A 19,695-nucleotide genomic window follows, 5' to 3' on the forward strand; every position below is an offset into this window, starting at 1 on the left:
ATGGCGTCGGTGGCCGCTTCAAGAACGTGATGTCACCCGCAACATCACCACCAGACTACTCCGCCGCCTGCTTCTGGGCGGCGATGGTCGCCTGGGCGGCGGCCAGCCTTGCGATCGGCACGCGGAAGGGCGAGCAGGAGACGTAGTCGAGGCCGATTTTCTCGCAGAAGCGGATCGAGGCGGGATCGCCGCCATGCTCGCCGCAGATGCCGAGCTTGATCTTGGGCCTGGTCCGGCGCCCGCGCTCGGCGGCGATCTCGACCAGCTGGCCCACGCCCTCGGTGTCGAGGGTGACGAAGGGATCGGCCTCGAGGATGCCGCGGTCCTGATAGGTCTTGAGAAATGAGCCGGCGTCGTCCCTGGACAGGCCGAAGGTCGTCTGGGTCAGATCGTTGGTGCCGAAGCTGAAGAACTCCGCCACCTCGGCGAGCTTATCGGCGGTGAGGGCGGCGCGCGGCAGCTCGATCATGGTGCCGACGAGATAGTCGAGCTTGACGCCGCTCTCGCGGATGACCTCGGCGGCGACCCGGTCGATCAAGGTCTTCAGGATGTCGAGCTCGCGCCTGGTGGCGGCGAGCGGGATCATCACCCCCGCGATCACCTTCTCGCCGGACTCCTTCGACACCTGGGCCGCCGCCTCGAAGATGGCGCGGGCCTGCATCTCGTAGATTTCGGGATAGGAGATGCCGAGCCGGCAGCCACGGTGGCCCAGCATCGGATTGGATTCGGTGAGCTCGAGCGCCCGGTGGCGAAGCGCCTCGGCATCCGCACCAGAAGCGGCCGCCACCTCGGCGATCTCCGCCTCCGTGTGCGGCAGGAATTCGTGCAAGGGCGGGTCGAGGAGCCGTACCGTCACCGGCAAGCCGTGCATGATCTGGAAGAGCTCGACGAAGTCGGCGCGCTGCATCGGCATGATCTTGGCGAGTGCGGCGCGGCGGCCCCTCTCGTCGGCGGCCATGATCATCTCGCGCACGGCCAGGATGCGCGAGGCATCGAAAAACATATGCTCGGTGCGGCAAAGCCCGATGCCTTCCGCCCCGAAGCGCCTGGCGGCGCGCGCATCGGCCGGGGTCTCGGCATTGGAGCGCACGCGCATGCGGCGAAGCTCGTCCGCCCATTCCATGATGGTGGCGAAATCGCCGGAGAGCTCCGGCTGGATGGTCGGCACCTCGCCCAGCATCACCTCGCCGGTGGCGCCGTCGATGGTGATGACATCGCCCTTATGGAGCGTGTTGCCGCGCACGAACATGGTCTGCTTGGCATAATCGATCCTAAGCTCGCCGGCGCCGGTCACGCAGGGCCGGCCCATGCCGCGGGCGACCACCGCGGCGTGGCTAGTCATGCCGCCGCGGGTGGTCAAGATGCCTTCGGCGGCGTGCATGCCGTGGATGTCCTCGGGGCTGGTTTCGACCCTAACGAGGATGATCGCCTCGCCCTTGGCGGCGCGCTCTTCGGCCTCGTCGGCGGAGAAGACGATGCGGCCGGATGCCGCACCCGGGGAGGCCGGCAGTCCGCGCACCAGGACCGTGCGCTTTGCCCTCGGATCCAGGGTCGGGTGCAGGAGCTGGTCCAAGGAGTTGGGATCGATGCGCCGGACCGCCTCGCGCCGGTCGATCAGCCCCTCGCCCACCATGTCGACGGCGATCTTGAGCGCGGCCCGGGCCGTGCGCTTGCCCGAACGGGTCTGCAACATCCACAGCTTGCCGCGCTGCACGGTGAACTCGACGTCCTGCATGTCGCGGTAATGCGCTTCCAGCCGGTGGCGCACACGGTCGAGCTCGACGAAGGTCTCCGGCAGCGCCTCTTCCATCGCCGGCAGGCGCGACAGATTGGCCATCTTGCCGGAGATGGTGAGCTGCTGGGGCGTGCGGATACCGGCGACCACGTCCTCGCCTTGGGCGTTCACCAGGAACTCGCCGTAGAAGCGGTTCTCGCCCGTGGACGGATCGCGGGTGAAGGCGACGCCGGTGGCGCAATCGGCACCCATATTGCCGAAGACCATCGCCTGCACGGTCACCGCCGTGCCCCAGTTCTCCGGGATCTCATGCAGACGGCGGTAGGTGATGGCGCGCTGGTTCATCCAGCTGCCGAAGACCGCGCCGATGGCGCCCCAGAGCTGCTCCTCCGGGTCCTGCGGGAACGGCTTGCCGAGCGCGTCTGCGACCCGGTCCTTATAGGCCTCAACCAGGCTCTTCAAATCGTCGGCATCGAGCTCGGTGTCGAGGGCCACACCCTTGTCTTCCTTGGCGGCCTCGAGGATCTCCTCGAAGCTGTGATGCTCCATGCCGAGCACGACGTCGCCATACATCTGGATGAAGCGGCGATAGCTGTCATAGGCGAAGCGCCGATCGCCCGAGGCCCGGGCGAGACCGCTCACGGTCGCATCGTTCAAGCCCAGATTAAGCACGGTGTCCATCATGCCCGGCATCGACACGCGCGCACCCGACCGAACGGAGACCAGGAGCGGCCGCTCGGGATCGCCGAAGCGGGCGCCGACCACGGCCTCGATGCGGCGCAAGGCCGCCTGCACCTCGGCCTTCAGATCCCCGGGATAGCGCCGGTCGTTGGCGTAGAAGGCGGTGCACACCTCGGTGGTGATGGTGAAGCCCGGCGGCACCGGCAGGCCGAGGCCGCACATCTCGCCGAGATTGGCGCCCTTGCCGCCCAGGAGGTCGCGCAGTGCGGCTCCGCCATCCGCCTTGCCGTCGCCGAAGCTGTAAACCCACTTGGTCATGGCCGTCCTTAGCCCTCGATCTTCGAGAAATCCGCGATCGCATCCATGCCGACGCGGATCTGCGACAAGAGTGACAGGCGATTGCGGCGGAGATCGGGCTCATCGGCGTTGACGGTCACCCGATCGAAGAAGGCGTCAACCGGCGTCCGGAGCCCCGCCAGCATGGCCATGGCGCCGGCAAAATCCCCCTCCGCCAGCATCGGATCGCTGCGGCTGGCGAGCTCGGCGATGCTCTGGAACAACCGCTCCTCCTCGCTCTGGCGAAAATGCCCGGGATCGGCCAGGCGGTCATAGCTGGTGCCGTCCTTCTTCTCCTCGATGCGGAGAATGTTGGCGGCGCGGCGATAGGCCACGAGCAGATTGGCGCCGTCATCGGTCTCCAGAAAGCGGGCGAGCGCCTCCGCGCGCTGGATCAGCCGCACCATGTCATCCTCGCCGCCGATGGCGCCGAAGGCGGCGTCAATGAGGTCGTGGCGGATGCCCTTCTCGCGCAAGATCACCTTGAGGCGATCGGCGAAGAAGGCGAGAAGCTCGTCATTCAAGGGACGTTCGCCGGTCGCCGCCGTTTGAGCATGGGCAAGGCGCTTGGCGGCTGCGTCGAAGGCGTCGTTCAGGCGAATGCGGATGCCGTTCTCCAGGATGAGGCGAATGGCCCCCAGCGCCGCGCGGCGGAGCGCGAACGGATCCTTGGAGCCGGTCGGCTTCTCGCCGACGGCGAAAAAGCCGACCAGCGTATCGAGCTTGTCGGCGAGGGCAACGGCGACCGAGACCGGCGCCACCGGGCAGCGTTCATTGGGCCCGAGCGGCGCATAATGCTCGGCGACGGCCTCGGCCACGGCCAAGGGCTCGCCGTCGGCGAGCGCGTAGTAGCGGCCCATGATTCCCTGCAGCTCGGGGAATTCACCGACCACCCCGGTGGTGAGATCGGCCTTGGCCAGGAGTGCCGCCCGATGCGCGAGCTCCGGTGCTGAGGCCGGAATCGATGTCGCAAGGAAGCGCGCGAGCTCGGCCACGCGCTCGACCTTGTCGTGGAGGCTGCCGAGCTTGGCGTGGAAGACGATGTCCTTCAGCGCCGGGACCCGGCTCGCCAAGGGTTGCTTCTTGTCCTGATCCCAGAAAAAGCGGGCATCGGCAAGCCGCGCGCGCAAGACCCGCTCGTTCCCAGCCACGATCGCTTGGCCGCCATCATCGGCCTCGGTGTTGGCGACGACGACGAAGCGCGGCGCCAAGCGCCCATCGGCGGTCTCCAGCGCCAGGTAGCGCTGGTGGGCGCGCATCGAGGTGGTCAGCACCTCCACCGGCAGATCCATGAAGCTCGGATCGATGGAAGCCAGCAGCACGACCGGCCACTCCACCAGCCCCGCCAGCTCATCGAGTAGGCCGTGATCGGGCCTGAGGCGCAGTCCCTCGGCCGCCGCCAGGCTATTGACCGCAGTCTCGATCCGGCTGCGCCGGTCGGCCGCATCGAGGAGGACGAAGCGCTTCGCCAGCTTTCGGCGATAATCGGCAAAGCCGCGCACCGAGAAGGGCTTCGGTGCGATAAAGCGGTGGCCCGCGGTCACGTTGCCGAAGCCGAGCCGCTCAGCCGGAGCCGATGTCGCGGAGCCGAAGTCGACCTCGCCCGCGACCGTCTTGCCGTCGAAGACGCAAACCACCGATTGCAGCGGCCGGACCCAGCGCTGCGCGGTGGTGGCCCAGCGCATCGATTTCGGCCATTCGAAGGCGCGGATGAGCTCGGCGATGGGATCCGCCAGCACGGAGTCGGTCGGCCGGCCCGGCTGCTTGAGGCGGTGAAAATAGAAGACGCCCTTGCCGGTATCCCTGCGCTCGCATTGCTCGACCGAGGCGAGGCCGTTGGCGCGGAGAAAGCCGTCGATCGCCTGAGGCGGGGCATCGATGCGCGGCCCCCGGCGCTCGACGACCACATCGGGCTGCTGCGCCGGCAGCTTGCGCACCACGCCGGCGATCCGCCGCGGCGTGGCAAAGGTGGCGATATCATCCTCGCCGATCTTGGCGAAGCCGAGACCATGGACGAGCGCTGCCAAGCGCCGGGCGAGCTGCTCGGCCGCCGCCTTCTGCATGCGCGCCGGAATTTCCTCCGATCTCAGCTCGATCAGCAGTTCAGCCATGACCTAGAGCCGTATCGTCTGAGCGATTTGACACGCCCTCACCCTCCCGCGAGGACGCGGGCCCCTCGTCGGGCCGCTTTTCGCGGCCCCGACCCCGCAATGCGGGGTCCGGAGCGCGAAGAGCGCTCGGACGGGCCGAGCGCAGCGAGGCGGGTGAGGGTCGGCGTGACGAGCACATTCTACTGGGCCGCCTCTCCGATGGAGGCCACCCACGCCTCGCAGCAACCCTTGGCGAGGCCGCGGATGCGGCCGAGATAGGCGGCACGCTCGGTCACGCTGATGACGCCGCGGGCATCCAAGAGATTGAACAGATGGCTCGCCTTCAGGCACTGGTCATAGGCGGGCAGCGGCAGCTTCACTGCCAACAGCGCCTGGCACTCCGCTTCGGCATCGGCGAAGTGGCGGAACAGTTTCTCCGGATCGGCCCGCTCGAAATTGTATTGGGAGAACTCGCGCTCGGCCTGCAGGAAGACGTCGCGGTAGGTCTTGCCGCCTTGATCCTTCGGCACGCCATCCCAATCCAGGTCGAAGATGCTGTCCACCCCCTGGAGATACATGGCCAGCCGCTCGAGCCCGTAGGTGAACTCGACCGGCACCGGGGCGCAGTCGAGGCCGCCCACCTGCTGCATGTAGGTGTACTGGCTCACCTCCATGCCGTCGCACCAAACCTCCCAGCCCAAGCCCCAGGCGCCGATCGCCGGGTTCTCCCAGTCGTCCTCGACGAAGCGGATGTCGTGGCGCTCCGCCGACAGCCCGATCCGCTCCAGGCTCCCCAGATACAGCTCCTGGCTGTCGGTGGGCGAGGGCTTCAGGATCACCTGGAACTGGTAGTAGTGCTGCAGCCGGTTGGGGTTCTCGCCATAGCGCCCGTCCTTGGGCCGGCGCGAGGGTTGCACATAGGCGCATTTCCAGGGCTGGGCCCCGAGGGCGCGGAGCGTGGTCGCGGGATGCAAGGTGCCGGCGCCGACCTCGACATCATAGGGCTGCAGGATGACGCAGCCCTGCTCCGCCCAGTAGGTCTGAAGCTGGAAAATCAGGCCTTGAAAGCTGGTCGCAGCAGCCGGACGGCTTCGCGCCATGCCGCGTCTCCCCGGCTCATATTGCGGTGCGGAAAATAGACATCGCCCGGCGGCTGGGTCAAGCATGGGGCGGCACTTGGGGGCGGTGTCCCATCCCGCGCGTGCCCGGGACCGGGACGACGGTACGGCCGTCAGCCTCGCTCGAAGCCTGTCCCTCCCAGCGCGTGCCCGGCGCGGGGACGCCGGGACTGGCCTCGCGCCCCCCACAGCGAGGCCCATGAGACTAGCCGTGCCGCTCCGAATTCGAAGCCTCGAATCGTGGTGGATAATGGGGATTCTTAGCGGCTGAAATCCACCGCCACCGTGTTGCCGCCGCTCACGCTGAGCGTTTCGTGGCCTGTCGTTCCAGGTACGTCTTTACGATCATCAGCCGATTTAGGATCCATGCCCAAAAGGCAGTACGCACGGACACGGATTGAGCCGTGAAGTGCCTGTCGAGGGTGTCTCGAAACCGAATACAGGCAACTTGGCGCCGTTCCCGTTCTTTTTTTCGGCTCGCGTATCGTAGAAAAACTCCCATTTGCGGGCTAACGGTGAGCTCACCAGCTCGCGCCTTCATCAAGAACATGTATTCTGCAATACAAAACATGATTGCTTCATCTTGCGTTGCTACAATCGAGTCAAGATCGACAAGCTCGTTCGCACTTTGCACGTGCTTCAACGGATTGGCCGTACGGTCATTGAACTCTCTCCAGAGTTTTTCGGGAGGATAGCCGCATTCTTTGCTGATCGCCGAGAAAGCAGTCGAAACCGACTTTGCATTCTCATTCTTGTTCAAGTCCCGCAATATCTGAGAGGCGGGAAACAGAAGCGAGGCGACTGCAATGGGATCATGGCCCAGTAGGTAACTGCGAATTGCAGCGTTGACCTGTCGACGAGCGATCTCGATTTTTTCAATCTTTGCCAAATTCACCTCGGCGGGGATACAGCCCGACTTAGCGACTGAAATCGACCGCGACCGTGTTGCCGCCGCTCACCATGACGCCGACGCGCTCCTTTGGCTTAGGCTGATAGCCGCCGGACAAGAGTGCGGCGAAGGCGGCCGCCCCGCCCGGCTCTGCCACCACCCGGAGGGTCTTCCACAAGGCTTCCTGGGACCGGCGGATGGCATCGTCGCCGACCAGCACCACCCGCTCGATATGGGCCTGGGCGATCGGGAACATGAGGGTGCCCACCCGGCGGGGTGCCAGCGAGTCGGCGGCGATTCCGCCCGCTTCGGCATCGACCGGCTTTCCCGCCGCCAAGGCCCGGGTCAGGGTCGGGGCGGCTTCCGGCTCGACGCCGATCACCTTGACCCGGCCCTGAAACCACGCAGCGATGCCGCCGATGAGCCCGCCGCCGCCGACCGCGACCAGGAGCGTGTCGAGCTCGGGAACTTGGCGGTCGAGTTCGACCCCGATCGTGCCTTGGCCCAAAAGCGTCTCTTCCTGATCGAAGGCATGCACCGCCATGGCGCCGGTCTTGGCCATCCAGCGCTCGCTCTCGGCCAGCGCATCGGCATAGCGCTCGCCGCCGACCACGAGGTCGGCGCCGTAGTCGCGGATCCGCTGCACCTTGGCGAGCGAGGCGATGCTGGGCACGAAGATCTTGGCCGGCACGCCCAATTTCATCGCCGCATAGGCAACGGCGGCGCCGTGGTTGCCGCCCGAGGCCGCCACCACGCCCGGCTCCGGCACCTGGCGCGACAACAGGCCGGTGAAGGCGCCCCGCGCCTTGAACGAGCCGGAATGCTGCATCAGCTCCAGCTTCAGATGGAGCGAGCCCGGGGCCAGGCCGAAATCGGCGGCATCGAGCTGGATGACCGGCGTCAGGCGGATATGCGGCCGGATGAGCGTCTCGGTCCGGGCGATCCGTTCCGGGCTGATCGTGGCCACGCGCGTCTCGGTCATGCCTCACTCCCAGGGAACGGTATTTTTGCTGGCCGGCTCAACCGGGATAGGGACAATCGGACCGGCCGCAGGAGCGCGCCGCGCGCGGCGCCACATAGGTGCCGCAGGTAGAGCAGGCGACCATGGTCTCGCTGGGGGCGGATGGACGCTTCCCCATCGCAGGCTCTCCCCGCGCCGCCGCCTGGCGCCGCAGCAGCTCCACGCGGTTGATCCATCGGTAGCCATACCAGACCGCGGCGATGATCGCGGCCAAGACCAAGAGCTTGGTCATGCTGAAGCCGAACATGGGGTCCTTCTTAACGAGCCGCCGGAGCTGGGGTCAAGGCAAGTGAAGCCTCATTCACTTCGGCACGACGACCTCGCCCCGTGACCGCCTCATCCTTCGACAGGCTCAGGATGAGGCAAACCTAACCATGCCCTCATGCTGAACTTGTCGAAGCATGAGGCTCCAGGGAACTCGCGTGCGCCTCACAGGCCGAAGCGGGCCCAGAGGGCTCGCTCTTCGAGCGCGTCGACGGCTTGGCTGAGCCAGAGCTGGTCGCCGCTGCCGCCGATCCCGAGGCGGCGCGACAACCAGGAACGCTCGCGCGCGACCGGCCGCAAGCGCACATCCTCGCCAAAGCGGGCGCGCATGACCCCGCGCACGTCACCAATGCCGTCGATGAGGCCGAGCGCCACGGCTTCGCTGCCGGTCCACACGCTGCCGTCGAACAGCGCCTCGTGCGGCTGGACCAGCTTGCCGGCGCGCCGCTCGCTGACCAGGTCCTTGAAGCGCTCATGGATCTCGACCTGGATCTGCTGCAGGCGCTCGACATCCTCTCGGCGCTCGGGGCGATAGGGATCGAGCATCGATTTCTTCACCCCGGACGTGTAGAGCCGCCGCTCGACCCCGACCCAGCGCATGAGCTCGGGGAAGCCGAAGCCGGCATAGATGACGCCGATCGAGCCGACGATCGAGGCTTCGTTCGCGTAAAGCTCGTCGGCCGCGGTCATGAGCCAATAGCCGCCGCTCGCCGCCACGTCCTCGGCGAAGGCGAAGACCGGCACCTTCTTCTCCTGGGCCAAGTCGCGGATGCGCTTGTGGATGAGGGCCGCCTGCACGGCCGAGCCGCCCGGCGAGTTCACCACCAGCGCCACCGCCTTGAGGCGCGGCAGCTCGAAGGCGCGCTCGATGGTCTCCGCCATGCTCTCAAGGCTCATGCCCCGGAACGGCCTCGTCGCCATGATCGGACCCGAGAGCCGCAAGACCGCCACCGTCGGCGGCGGCGAGCGCCACTGCCGGAGACGCTTGGCGAGGCGACCGGACCAGCTCATGGCTGAGCTTACCCGCGCGGGTCAGGCGAGGGAAAGCGGGTGGGCGTCGCGGAGGATCGCCTCGGCGGCGGCGGTGAAGCGCCCATCTGCCTGGTGCAGCACGATCCCCGGCAACAGCCGGAGGGCCGCCCGGCTGCCGCGCCGGGCCGACACGATCACCCGCTTGGCCGGGCGACCCGCTTTCGGCCACAGCGGCATGACCGCGATGGCGCCGGCGCCACGCTCGAGGCCGGCAAGCAGATCGGCCAGGCGATCGGCCCGGTGAATGACGGTGAGCGAGGCCTTGGGTGCGGCAAGGGCGAGCGCAAAGGCGAGCCATTCCTCGAGGCTCGCCCCTTCGACCGTCGCGGCTCTCTTGCCCGGGCTCGGTCCTTCGCTCGCCCGCTCGGCCTCGAGATAGGGCGGATTGGCGATGACATGATCGAAGCGCTGCCCGGCCAGGGCCGGCGGCGGGTCCCTGAGCGAGCCGTCGAAGACGGTGAGGTCGTCGATCCCGTTCAAGGCCGCATTCAGCCGCGCCAAGCGCGCGAGCTCGCTCTGCACCTCGAGACCGACGATGCGCAAACCGGGAACCCGCGCGGCGAGGCAGAGTGCCGCGGCACCGGCACCGATGCCGAGATCGAGCACGCTCTCCCCCGGCTCGGCCTCGACGGCGGCGGCCAGCAGCACCGGATCGATCGCGGCGCGATAGCCCGCTTTTGGCTGGGTCAGCCGAACGCGCCCGCCCAGGAGACGGTCCTCGCTCTCCGCCTCAGGCATCGGCGGAAAGCTCGCCCGCCTCCACGAGCAACCGCCGCGCGGACTGGAAGTCCTCGGTCGCGACCATGAGCCGGCGCTGGATCGCGCCGACGCTGCCTTCGAGCAGGCTCATATGGGTGTCCAGCACCACGGCCTCGATCTTGGCATCGGATAACAGGGCCATCAGCCAGGAGAGCCGAACGGGATCGTTGGTGCGCAAGAGTTCCCGCATCGACGGCGCTCCCCTCCGGCCGCACTTGACCCCACGGTCAGCGGACTTATGCTCGCGGACTGCGTACCCCACAGTCAAGTCGATGGGACCGACCAATGGCGGTCGCGGCCAGCCTCAAGCATGATCACCCGGCCCTCAGGCCGTCGCTCGACCGCCTGGCGAGCCTGGTCGAGGCCGATATGGGGCGGGTCAACGAGCTCATCGTCAAGCGCATGCACAGCCAGGTCGGGCTCATTCCCGAGCTGGCCGGGCACATCATCGCCGCCGGCGGCAAGCGGCTCCGGCCGATGCTGACCCTGGCGGCATCCCGGCTCTGCGGCTATGAGGGATTCAAGCATATCGGGCTCGCCGCGGCGGTCGAGTTCATCCATACCGCGACCCTGCTGCACGACGATGTGGTGGATGAGAGCGATCTCCGCCGCGGGCTCGCCAGCGCCAATTCCTTGTGGGGCAACAAGGCGAGCGTGCTGGTCGGCGACTTCCTCTTCAGCCGCGCCTTCGAGCTGATGGTCGAGGCGGGCTCGCTCGAGGTCCTGGGCATCCTCGCGCATGCCGCCGCCGTGATCGCCGAGGGCGAGGTGCAGCAGCTCACCACCAGCAACGACACGGCGACGACGGAAGCCGCCTATCTCGACGTGATCCGCGGCAAGACGGCGCAGCTCTTCGCCGCCGCGGCCAGGGTCGGCGCCATCGTCGCCGACCGGCCGGTCGGCGAGGCCGACGCCCTCGAGCGCTACGGCATGAACGTCGGCATCGCCTTCCAGCTGGTCGACGACGTGCTCGACTATTCCGCCCGGCAAGCCGAGCTCGGCAAGACCGTCGGCGACGATTTCCGCGAAGGCAAGCTGACCCTGCCGGTCATCCTCGCCTTCGAGCGGGGCGACGAGGCCGAACGCGCCTTCTGGCGGCGCACTCTCGAGGAGCTGGAGCAGCGCGAGAGCGATCTGGCCGAGGCGGTGCAGCTCATGGAGCGCCACCAGGCCTTGGGCGACGCGATGAACCGCGCCCGGCACTATGCCGAGCTCGCCCGCGCCGCGCTCGCCCCCTTCGCCGATCAGCCGATCAAGCGGGCGCTCTTGGACGCCGTCGACTTCACCGTCGAGCGCGCTTACTGATCCAGGCTTCCTGAGAGAGAGAGAGACGGAGACGAGCGATGACCAGCTTGCGGGGCGGTCTCATCCAGATGAGCCTCAAGGGCGATGCCTCGATGTCGCCCGAAGAGATCCGCCGACGGATGATCGAGGCGCACCTGCCGCTGATCGATGCCGCCGGCAAAGAGGGCGTCAAGGTGCTGTGCATGCAGGAGGTATTCACCCAGCCCTATTTCTGCCCGAGCCAGGACGCCAAATGGTACGCGGCGGCGGAGAAGATTCCCGATGGGCCGACCACCAAGCTCCTGCAGGAGCTGGCGGCCAAGCACGCCATGGTGATCGTGGCGCCGATCTACGAGGAGGACATCACCGGGGTCTACTACAACACCGCCGCCGTCATCGACGCCGACGGCAAGTATCTCGGCAAGTACCGCAAGACCCATATCCCGCATGTTGCCGGATTCTACGAGAAGTTCTTCTTCAAGCCGGGCAACAGCGGCTATCCCGTCTTCACCACCGCCTATTGCCGGCTCGGCGTCTATATCTGCTACGACCGCCACTTCCCGGAAGGATGGCGGGCGCTGTCCTTGAATGGCGCGGAGTACATCGTCAACCCCTCGGCAACGGTCGCGGGCTTGAGCCAGTACCTGTGGGAGCTGGAGCAGCCGGCCTCGGCGGTCGCCAATGGCTGCTATATCGGCGCGGTCAACCGGGTCGGCACCGAGGCGCCCTGGAGCATCGGCCGCTTCTACGGCTCCTCCTACTTCGTCAATCCACGCGGCAAGATCATCGCCAAGGCGAGCGAGGACAAGGACGAGCTCATCACCGCCGACATGGACTGGGACATGGTCCGCGAGGTGAGGAACCTCTGGCAGTTCTTCCGCGATCGGCGCCCCGAGACCTATGCCGGTCTCACCCAGATCTGATCCCTAGATCTGATCCGGGGGGCCGAGACCGGAATGGCTCAGCCCCGCAACCGGCGGGCTTTAGCTAACCTTCGCACCCTTGAGCATATCGGCGCAGGCGGAGGCCAGCGCACGGTCCGGCGAGGTCATGCCCAGCATCGTCGCCCAACCGGCTTCCTGGACCACCTGGCTGCGGTTGTAGGATTCCGTCGTATTGAACTTGAGGAGCTTGGTGCCGTCGACGTCCTGTTGAGCCTTAGCGACACAGAACGGGACGAGCGCCGCCACGACCGCGGTATTGGCGCGGTCAGCAGCCATACGCTCCGCGCTGCTGGAGGTGGTCCAGCCAAATTGCCAAAAACCGATAATCATCATTGCAATGGCACCTAGAATAACGCCCCAGACTCCCGGCTTCACGTAAGGAGGAATGGTCATCGTGAGACTCCCTGAATTACGAATGTAGTTTTCTTGTCCCACAATACATGGTGGCTGCCTCGTCAACATACTACAGGCGACCGCATCTTTAGCCCGGGCTCGGGCCATCTCCCGGCATTCGCAAGCGCCTCATCCGGCGGTGCCAGTCGGCACCGGGACGGACCATTCCAGGCCATGGCGGCGGCGGGCGATCAGACAGGCCTCGTCACCCGGCTGACAAGCGCGGCAAACATCGGGCCTGACGGAATAGATCGAGCAGGACGTCGATACACCGACCTCTCCGATGAGCGCCGCGCAGCGATCGCCCTGGCATCGCATCCGCCCCAGCCCTTCGTCGACCAATGTCGGCGGAATTCGAGCCAGTGCGGCGTCGTCTTCCAAGGTGAAGCGCGGCCATTCGCTGGAATAGGCGCAGCATGCCCCGCAGGTCTGGCAATCGAACCCTTCCAGGTCTTCGGCGGCGGGAGCAAGCGTCATGGGTCGCATCTCGAGAGGCAGCAGGTAACGGGCGCGGGCGCATCCTCTCATCCGAGGGCGGGTTTCGCCTAATGGCTTTCGGTCATTCCAGTGGCTGTGGTACTGAGGGGCTAGCATAGGAGATGCCATGGCGATGAAGCCGAACTACGGCCAGCAGCGGTTCGAACGCGAGCGAGCCAAGCGCGCAAAGAAGGCCGAGAAGCTCCGCGAGCAGCAAGAGGAGGTCGCCAGGCGCAAGGCCGGCGGCGAGGCGCCGGCTCCCGAGCTCGCCGAGGAAAAGCAGGATAAGTGAGCGGGAACAAAGGGTCTGGCGCTCATCGACGATGGCGGGCGCCAACCTTGCCGGGTGTGCGTCGGGGGACGCGAGGCTTCGCCGGGTCGCGCGGGTTTTCGGCCTCGATGACGTGCATTCCGGGGCGAGTCCGCATTGGGCCGGCGCCGTCCGGCGCATGGTTCTCGCGCAAGATTCGCATTTAGTGTAGTCTTGCCCTGCGCAGAGTTTGATCTCTGCCTTGCTTGCGGTGACTAGGACGCCATCTTTCGTCGTCGCCGCGCTACTCGCTCGTCTCAATCGAGACCGTCAGATCGACGGAAGCCTTGCTGCCGATCGCGCCACCTTATTTGGCCGCGATCGTGTCGTAAGCGCGTTTCAGGCTCCCAGCGCGCGCTCTGGGATGCGGCGTCCGCCGTTCGGGCGGGGCGCCGGGCGCTTTCGATGCCAGAAAGGAGCGTCGGGCCATGCGGGTTCGGGAGGACTATCGGGCCCTCAGCGGCCCGGAGAAGGCCGCCATGCTGCTGATGAGCCTGGGCGAGGACCATGCGTCCAAGCTGTTCGCGCTGATGAGCGACGACGAGATCAAAGAGATCTCGCAAGTCATGGCCAATCTCGGCACGGTGTCCTCCAACATCGTCGAACGGCTGTTCGTGGAGTTCGCCGAGCAGATCTCCTCCACCGGGTCGCTCACCGGCACCTTCGATTCGACCGAGCGGCTGCTGATCAAGGCGCTCGGCGACGACCGGGTCAAGGACATCATGGACGAGATCCGTGGTCCGGCCGGCCGCACCATGTGGGACAAGCTCGGCAACGTGAACGAGGTGGTGCTTGCCAACTTCCTCAAGAACGAATACCCGCAGACCGTCGGCGTGGTGCTCTCCAAGGTCAGAGGCGAGCACGCAGCAAAGGTGCTGGGTCTCTTGCCCGAGAACTTCGCCATGGAAGTGGTGATGCGCATGCTGCGCATGGAGGCGGTGCAGAAGGAGGTGCTCTCCGACATCGAGCGGACGCTCCGAACCGAGTTCATGAGCAACCTTGCGCGCACCAGCCGCCGCGACACCCACGAGATGATGGCCGACATCTTCAACAATCTGGATCGCGCCACCGAGTCGCGCTTCATCGAGGCCTTGGGAGAGCGCAACAAGGATTCCGCCGAAAAGATCAAGGCGCTGATGTTCACCTTCGATGATCTGTCGCGGCTCGACCCGAGCGGCGTACAGACGCTGCTGCGCACCGTGGACAAGAGCAAGCTGGCGATCGCGCTCAAGGGCGCCTCCGAGCAGCTCCGCGACATGTTCTTCTCCAACATGTCCGAACGGGCAGGAAAGCTGCTCCGCGAGGACATGGCCTCCATGGGCCCGATCCGCTTGAAGGAGGTGGACGAGGCGCAGACGACGATGGTTACCCTCGCCAAGGATCTCGCCTCGCGCGGCGAGATCGTGCTGTCCGACAATCAGGGCGGCGACGAGCTCGTATACTGAGCGCACCCGCTCGCACCCTGACCCACGGATAGGCCCACCATGGCAAAGCCAATAAAGAAACCGCCGCACGCCCCGACCCCGAGCAGGCCGAGCGGCATTCAGCGGCTGCGCACTCACATTCCGACCATGACCGATGCGGAGCTGGTGACGCTCCGAGAGAATGCGGAGCGGCTGGCGAAGCCGGTCGAGAATGCGAACGCGGAAAAGGACAAGCAGGTGGCGACCGCCTGGGAAGTCATTTCCCTGGTCGATGTCGAAGTCGGCAATCGCAAGCACCAAAAGCCCCCGGCGCCGGCGCGGCGCAGCGCCAAGAGCCCGGCGCCGTAGGACGGCGCAGGGGCGTCCCGGCGCCCGCCTCTCTCACTGCTCAGAGTCTTTGCGCCCCACCTCCGGCGGTCGCTAGAGCCTTGCGCGTGCCGCACGCTCCCAGCGCTGGGAATCGCAAGTGCGCAAGACACCCCCCTCCCTATCCCTCCCCCGCAAGGGGGGAGGGACTACAATAGCGACGCAGCAGCGTACCCCCTCCCCCTCGACGGGGGAGGGTTGGGGAGGGGGTGGCTCCCGAGTCTGCAAAAGTTGGTACCAGGCGACGAAACTCGCGTTCGTCCGCACCTATTCCGCATATCGCTGCCGCACGGCGACGGCGGCTGGCCGCGCGTAGCAGCGCGTCAGCCAGTCGTGAACATGGCGATGGCGGGCCACATCGAGCTGCTTTGACCGAGAGGGCGAAAGCACCGCCGCGACATTGAGGTCGCCCACGGTGAAATGCCCGCCCACCAGCCAGGCGCGTTCCGCGAGAGCGCGGTCGAGGGTTGCGAGCGCGGCACGAATGACCGGCTCGGCCCGATCGCCGATGGCGGTGCGCACATCCGAGAGAAGCACGTCGCGCTGCACCCATGGCTCGAGATGGGCGTTCGCCCAAAGGCTCCAGCGCCAGGCATCCGCCTCCCCTTCGAGCGCGCTTGGATAGAGCGGCTCCGTGCCACCGGCTCCATACCTCTTCGCTAGGTAGAGATTGATCGCGAGCGACTCAGATAGCGGGAAGTCGCCATCGCAAATCGCCGGAATGGCGCCCGCAGGATTGATGTTGAGGAAATCCGGCTGCTTCAGCGCCGGATCATCATGGGCATATGGAATATGCGTGTAGCGGAGGCCAAGCTCTTCCGCCATCCACAAGACCCGCATGGTGCGGGAACGGGGTGAGCCGTAGATGACCAGCGCCATTGGGCTTTCTGCCATCTGCAATCCCAGTCGTCAATGCGAACGAGCTGGTTCGGATGGCGCTTCGAGCTTTGGGCTCCGACTCGTCCGCCACTATCCCGATCGTCCTCGCCGAGGCAGGCACCCCCGCAGCACCAGCCTGGTGATGGTCTCCGTCGCCTGCTCGAAGTCGGCGTCGTCGAGACGCTCGCGGCCGAGCACGGCGCGGACCTGCACCTCGAAGTCGGCATAGTGCTGGGTCATGGCCCAGAGCTGGAAGATGAGGTGCGTCGGATCGATCGGCGCCATTCGGCCGCCTCTGATCCAGTCCCGCATGACCGCCGCCTTCGCCTCCACTCGCCGGCGGAGCTCGCCCGCGAGGTAGCCGTCGAGGAAGCGGGCGCCATGCAGGATCTCGTTCGCGAACACCTTGGAGGCGTTCGGACGCAGCCTCGACCAGCGCATCTTCGCTTCGACGTATTCACCGAGCGCCTCTTCCGGATCGCGGCCGGGCTCGATGCGGTCGAGCTCGTCCAGCCAGAGCGCCAGCACGTTCCTCAAGACGGCGCGATAGAGATCCGCCTTGGTGCGGAAATAGTAGTGCAAATTCGCCTTCGGCAGCTTCGCGCTCGCGGCGATCGCCTGGGTGGTGGCGCCGGCGAAGCCGCGCTCGGCGAATACCGTCTCCGCCGCTTCCAAGAGCTTGGCGATGTTCGCCTCACGGATTTCCCCACCCTTTCCCGCACTTCTGCCGGGGCGCCCTTGGCGCGCGATGGGCCGTCCGGCCGGTTTGCCCAAGTTACGGGCGTGTTGCCGCTTCAACATGCAGTCAGGTCTCGCGGTCTGCGACGCAAAATCTCTCGCGTCCGATCTTGACCATTTGGTCAGATTTTCGCTACGCTGTCATCAAGAAGAGCCCGCCGGCGATGAGTCCGAGCGTGACCCAAGCCCAAACCAGGGATGTGCCGATGGCTGACGCGGGAGACATCGCGGCGGGTCGCCTCCCCGCCGACGAGATCGACAGGAATTTCGCGGACGTCCATCCGCCGCTCGACCGCAAGCGGGCGCTGGTGGAGGCGAGCCGCTGCTATTTCTGCTACGACGCGCCCTGCGCCAGCGCCTGCCCCACGGGCATCGACATCCCCGGCTTCATCCGCAAGATCGCCACTGACAACCTCAAGGGGGCGGCGGTCACCATCCTCGAAGAGAACATCATGGGCGGGGCCTGCGCGCGCGTGTGCCCGGTCGAGATCCTGTGCGAGGCGGCCTGCGTGCGCGAGGCGCAGGAGGCGAAGCCGGTCAGCATCGGCGCCTTGCAGCGCTACGCAACCGATGCGCTCTTTGAGCGGGGCGAGCAGCCGTTCCGGCGGAAACCGCCCTCGGGCAAGCGCGTGGCCGTGGTCGGCGCCGGGCCGGCCGGCATGGCCTGCGCCCACCGCCTGGCGATGCTGGGCCACGACGTCACCGTGTTCGAGGCCAAGGCGAAGGCGGGCGGGCTCAACGAGCATGGCGTCGCCGCCTACAAGGTGCCGGAAGACTTTGCCCAGAAGGAGATCGCCTTCATCCTCGCTCTCGGCGGCATTCGCATCGAGCACGGCAAGGCGCTGGGGCGCGAGGTCACGCTGGCCCAGCTCCGCCGCGAGTTCGCCGCGGTGTTCCTCGGCATCGGGCTCGCCGGGACGAACGCGCTCGGGCTCGAAGACGAGACGATGACCGGCGTTATCGACGCGGTCGCCTATATCGAAGGCTTGCGCCAGGCACCCGCCAAGAGCCGGCTCGAGATCGGCCGCCGCGTGGTCGTCATCGGCGGCGGCAACACCGCCATCGACATCGCCGTCCAGGCGAAGCGCCTCGGCGCCGAGGAGGTGACCATCGTCTATCGCCGCGGCGCCGACAAGATGAGCGCCACCCACCACGAGCAGGATTTCGCCCAGGTGAACGGTGTTTCGATCAAGCACTGGGCCCGGCCGGTCAGGCTGGTGGGCTACCGCGGCTCTCTCAAGGAGGTCGAGTTCGAGTACACCCAGCTCGATGGTGAAGGCCGGCTCATGGGCACCGGCGACCGCTTCCTCTTGCTGGCGGACCAGCTGTTCAAAGCGATCGGGCAGAGCTTCGTGCCGGGCCCGCTTGGCAACGGCACGGCCGAGCCGCTCGAGCTCAAGGACGGGCGGCTCCAGGTCAACGCCGACCGGCAGACCTCGCTCGCCAATGTCTGGGCCGGCGGGGATGCCGTGCCCGGCCCGGATCTGACGGTGAGCGCCGTCCAGGACGGCAAGATCGCCGCCCATGCGATCGATCGTTTCCTCGGCTCCGCCTAGAGGAGAACGCACATGGCCGACCTCCGCACTCGCTTCGCCGGTATTGCCTCGCCCAACCCGTTCTGGCTGGCCTCGGCTCCGCCCACGGACAAGGAGTACAACGTGGTGCGCGCGTTCAAGGCCGGCTGGGGCGGGGCGGTGTGGAAGACGCTGGGCGAGGATCCGCCGATCGTCAACACCGCGTCGCGCTACGGCACCCTCGAAGTGGGCGGCATGCGCATGGTGGGGTTCAACAACATCGAGCTCATCACCGATCGGCCGCTCGAGGTCAATCTCCGCGAGATCGCCCAAGTGAAGCGCGCCTGGCCGGACCGGGCGCTCATCATCTCGCTCATGGTGCCGTGCGAGGAGGAGAGCTGGAAGCAGATCCTGAAGCGCGTCGAGGCGACCGGTGCCGACGGGGTCGAGCTGAATTTCGGCTGTCCCCACGGCATGTCCGAGCGCGGCATGGGCTCGGCGGTGGGACAGGTGCCGGACTATGTCGAGATGGTGACGCGCTGGTGCAAGGCGCATTCGCGCATGCCGGTCCTGGTCAAGCTCACTCCCAACATCACCAGCATCCTCGGGCCCGCCCGCGCCGCCAAGCGCGGCGGCGCCGACGGCGTCTCCTTGATCAACACCCTCAACTCGGTGATCGGCGTCGATCTCGACCAGATGGCGCCGATGCCGACGGTCGCCGGCAAGGGCACCCATGGCGGCTATTGCGGGCCGGCGGTAAAGCCGATCGCCCTTCACATGGTGGCGGAGATCGCCCGCGATCCCGAATGCGCCGGGCTGCCCATCTCCGGCATCGGCGGTATCGCCACCTGGCGGGACGCAGCCGAGTTCCTGGCGCTCGGCGCCTCCACCGTGCAGGTCTGCACCGCGGCCATGCATTACGGCTTCAAGATCGCCGACGATCTCGTCGACGGGCTCGGCAATTGGATGGACGAGAAAGGCTACGCCGACCTGGGCGGGCTGGTCGCGCGCGCGGTCCCCAACGTGACCGATTGGCAGCATCTCGATCTCAACTACAAGACCGTGGCGCGCATCGACCAGGACCTCTGCATCAAATGCGGCCTCTGCCACATCGCCTGCGAGGACACCTCCCACCAGGCGGTCGCCCAGCACAAGAACGGCGCCGGGCGCCGCTACGAGGTGATCGACCAGGAATGCGTCGGCTGCAATCTCTGCATGCATGCCTGCCCGGTGACCGGCTGCATCAGCATGGTGGAGATCGAAACCGGTCTCCCGACGGTCACCTGGAAGGAGCACCCCAACAACCCGATGCGGCGCGCATGAAATGCCCCCACCCCGGCCCTCCCCCGCCTTCGGCGAGGGAGGGGGTGACGATGCGTTTTCACTCCCTCCCCCATGCGTCAGCGTGGGGGAGGGCTGGGGTGGGGGCATCCGTCGATAT

At 66.7% G+C, this 19,695-nt stretch carries 20 protein-coding genes; 7 read left to right on the forward strand and 13 right to left on the reverse strand.

Annotation, left to right across the window (positions count from 1 at the left end):
* Positions 1–55 precede the first annotated feature (55 nt).
* From HY058_11330 to HY058_11370, 9 genes are all read right to left on the reverse strand, one after another.
* Positions 56–2,734, reverse strand: coding sequence for a pyruvate, phosphate dikinase (locus tag HY058_11330; GenBank protein ID MBI3497885.1), 2,679 nt, complete (start codon positions 2,732–2,734; stop codon positions 56–58).
* Between the two features lie 8 nt (positions 2,735–2,742).
* Entirely contained in the window at positions 2,743–4,863 is a 2,121-nt protein-coding gene (locus tag HY058_11335; protein MBI3497886.1) for a glycine--tRNA ligase subunit beta, read from the reverse strand.
* Positions 4,864–5,042: 179 nt separating this feature from the next.
* Positions 5,043–5,942: a glycine--tRNA ligase subunit alpha gene (locus tag HY058_11340; protein ID MBI3497887.1), complete on the reverse strand. Its 900-nt coding sequence runs from the start codon at positions 5,940–5,942 to the stop codon at positions 5,043–5,045.
* Between the two features lie 316 nt (positions 5,943–6,258).
* Positions 6,259–6,849, reverse strand: a complete 591-nt coding sequence (locus HY058_11345; GenBank protein ID MBI3497888.1) for a hypothetical protein — start codon at positions 6,847–6,849, stop codon at positions 6,259–6,261.
* Positions 6,850–6,877: 28 nt separating this feature from the next.
* Positions 6,878–7,831, reverse strand: a complete 954-nt coding sequence (locus tag HY058_11350) for a threonine/serine dehydratase (protein MBI3497889.1) — start codon at positions 7,829–7,831, stop codon at positions 6,878–6,880.
* A 37-nt stretch (positions 7,832–7,868) separates the two neighbouring features.
* A complete protein-coding gene (locus HY058_11355) occupies positions 7,869–8,117 on the reverse strand; it encodes a hypothetical protein (GenBank protein ID MBI3497890.1) in 249 nt (82 codons plus the stop codon).
* Between the two features lie 182 nt (positions 8,118–8,299).
* Complete coding sequence (locus tag HY058_11360) at positions 8,300–9,145, reverse strand: S49 family peptidase (GenBank protein ID MBI3497891.1); 846 nt, start codon at positions 9,143–9,145, stop codon at positions 8,300–8,302.
* A 21-nt stretch (positions 9,146–9,166) separates the two neighbouring features.
* A complete protein-coding gene (locus HY058_11365) occupies positions 9,167–9,904 on the reverse strand; it encodes a methyltransferase (protein MBI3497892.1) in 738 nt (245 codons plus the stop codon).
* Positions 9,897–10,115: a DUF2007 domain-containing protein gene (locus HY058_11370; protein MBI3497893.1), complete on the reverse strand. Its 219-nt coding sequence runs from the start codon at positions 10,113–10,115 to the stop codon at positions 9,897–9,899. Before HY058_11370 ends, HY058_11365 begins: the two co-directional genes overlap by 8 nt.
* A 95-nt stretch (positions 10,116–10,210) precedes the next feature.
* Between HY058_11370 and HY058_11375 the strand changes: the two genes are divergently transcribed.
* Positions 10,211–11,230 (forward strand): polyprenyl synthetase family protein, encoded by a 1,020-nt coding sequence (locus tag HY058_11375; protein MBI3497894.1) that lies wholly within the window; start codon positions 10,211–10,213, stop codon positions 11,228–11,230.
* Between the two features lie 38 nt (positions 11,231–11,268).
* Positions 11,269–12,132, forward strand: a complete 864-nt coding sequence (locus HY058_11380; protein MBI3497895.1) for an acyltransferase — start codon at positions 11,269–11,271, stop codon at positions 12,130–12,132.
* Between the two features lie 60 nt (positions 12,133–12,192).
* On the opposite strand, the gene HY058_11385 is transcribed toward HY058_11380, so the two are convergent.
* On the reverse strand, positions 12,193–12,546 hold the full coding sequence (locus HY058_11385; protein ID MBI3497896.1) for a hypothetical protein: 354 nt from the start codon (positions 12,544–12,546) through the stop codon (positions 12,193–12,195).
* Between the two features lie 129 nt (positions 12,547–12,675).
* A complete protein-coding gene (locus HY058_11390; GenBank protein ID MBI3497897.1) occupies positions 12,676–13,023 on the reverse strand; it encodes a YkgJ family cysteine cluster protein in 348 nt (115 codons plus the stop codon).
* 127 nt (positions 13,024–13,150) lie between these two features.
* Between HY058_11390 and HY058_11395 the strand changes: the two genes are divergently transcribed.
* The 3 genes from HY058_11395 (at position 13,151) to HY058_11405 (ending at position 15,105) form a co-directional block, all read left to right on the forward strand.
* Positions 13,151–13,315 carry a hypothetical protein gene (locus HY058_11395; GenBank protein ID MBI3497898.1) on the forward strand — a complete coding sequence of 55 codons (165 nt, stop codon included), beginning with the start codon at positions 13,151–13,153 and terminating at the stop codon, positions 13,313–13,315.
* Positions 13,316–13,761: 446 nt separating this feature from the next.
* Positions 13,762–14,778 carry a flagellar motor switch protein FliG gene (gene fliG / locus HY058_11400; GenBank protein MBI3497899.1) on the forward strand — a complete coding sequence of 339 codons (1,017 nt, stop codon included), beginning with the start codon at positions 13,762–13,764 and terminating at the stop codon, positions 14,776–14,778.
* A 39-nt stretch (positions 14,779–14,817) separates the two neighbouring features.
* The gene (locus tag HY058_11405) at positions 14,818–15,105 is read left to right on the forward strand and encodes a hypothetical protein (GenBank protein MBI3497900.1); all 288 of its coding nucleotides are present in this window, start codon (positions 14,818–14,820) and stop codon (positions 15,103–15,105) included.
* 285 nt (positions 15,106–15,390) lie between these two features.
* Here the strand turns inward: HY058_11405 and HY058_11410 are convergent, their stop codons facing one another.
* Together HY058_11410 and HY058_11415 are read right to left on the reverse strand one after the other, a co-directional pair.
* Positions 15,391–16,017: a glutathione S-transferase family protein gene (locus tag HY058_11410; GenBank protein ID MBI3497901.1), complete on the reverse strand. Its 627-nt coding sequence runs from the start codon at positions 16,015–16,017 to the stop codon at positions 15,391–15,393.
* A 75-nt stretch (positions 16,018–16,092) separates the two neighbouring features.
* Positions 16,093–16,803: a TetR family transcriptional regulator C-terminal domain-containing protein gene (locus HY058_11415; protein ID MBI3497902.1), complete on the reverse strand. Its 711-nt coding sequence runs from the start codon at positions 16,801–16,803 to the stop codon at positions 16,093–16,095.
* Positions 16,804–16,946: 143 nt separating this feature from the next.
* Between HY058_11415 and HY058_11420 the strand changes: the two genes are divergently transcribed.
* Together HY058_11420 and preA are read left to right on the forward strand one after the other, a co-directional pair.
* On the forward strand, positions 16,947–18,296 hold the full coding sequence (locus HY058_11420; protein ID MBI3497903.1) for an NAD(P)-dependent oxidoreductase: 1,350 nt from the start codon (positions 16,947–16,949) through the stop codon (positions 18,294–18,296).
* 12 nt (positions 18,297–18,308) lie between these two features.
* Positions 18,309–19,577 carry an NAD-dependent dihydropyrimidine dehydrogenase subunit PreA gene (gene preA, locus HY058_11425; protein MBI3497904.1) on the forward strand — a complete coding sequence of 423 codons (1,269 nt, stop codon included), beginning with the start codon at positions 18,309–18,311 and terminating at the stop codon, positions 19,575–19,577.
* Positions 19,578–19,695 lie beyond the last annotated feature (118 nt).

It is taken from the genome of Pseudomonadota bacterium (genome assembly GCA_016195085.1).
Taxonomy (GTDB): domain Bacteria; phylum Pseudomonadota; class Alphaproteobacteria; order SHVZ01; family SHVZ01; genus JACQAG01.